Below are 417 nucleotides of genomic sequence, written 5' to 3'. Positions count from 1 at the left end.
TTCTCGACAGGGGAAGTACGAGCAGTGCGCGAGTTCGAGTGATGTGGTGTGCGCAAGATAACGTGCGGGAGTCGCAGACGGATGCATGCATCATCATCGGCCATTCTCCTGGGGCTCTGGCTCGTTGCAGGCGCATCGACAGCGCAGGGAGCTACGGCCTCGGGTGAAGGGGCTCGGCGCATCGAGCTGGAGCCGAATGTGTCCGGAGCGTCGGTTGAGGTGGCCGTAAGCCCAGGCTTGTCCACGGTTCTACTCTTCGACTCTGAACTGGTGCTGGAAGGCACCGAGTTTGAGGGGCGGGATTTCTTCTCGAACGTAGATTCAGGGCGAACGACGATGCGGTTGGTCCCATCGGCGCGCGTGAGTCCAGGCGAGAAGTTCCGCGTGGCGGTGAGGTTTCGCGACGGAGCGGCACCC

Annotated in this window: 1 protein-coding gene; it reads left to right on the top strand. The window is 62.4% G+C overall.

The genetic code is table 11. From position 1 onward, the window contains the following. Positions 1–81: 81 nt before the first annotated feature. Positions 82–417, top strand: a 336-nt coding sequence (locus D7Y04_RS43010; RefSeq protein WP_121763078.1) for a DUF2381 family protein, incomplete at its 3' end; no start/stop codon positions are given.

The sequence above is a fragment of the Corallococcus sp. AB038B genome, from assembly GCF_003668955.1.
Classification (GTDB): domain Bacteria; phylum Myxococcota; class Myxococcia; order Myxococcales; family Myxococcaceae; genus Corallococcus; species Corallococcus exiguus.
Note: the sequence above shows the minus strand (reverse complement) of the source record. Positions and strands in the feature narration are given on the sequence as shown.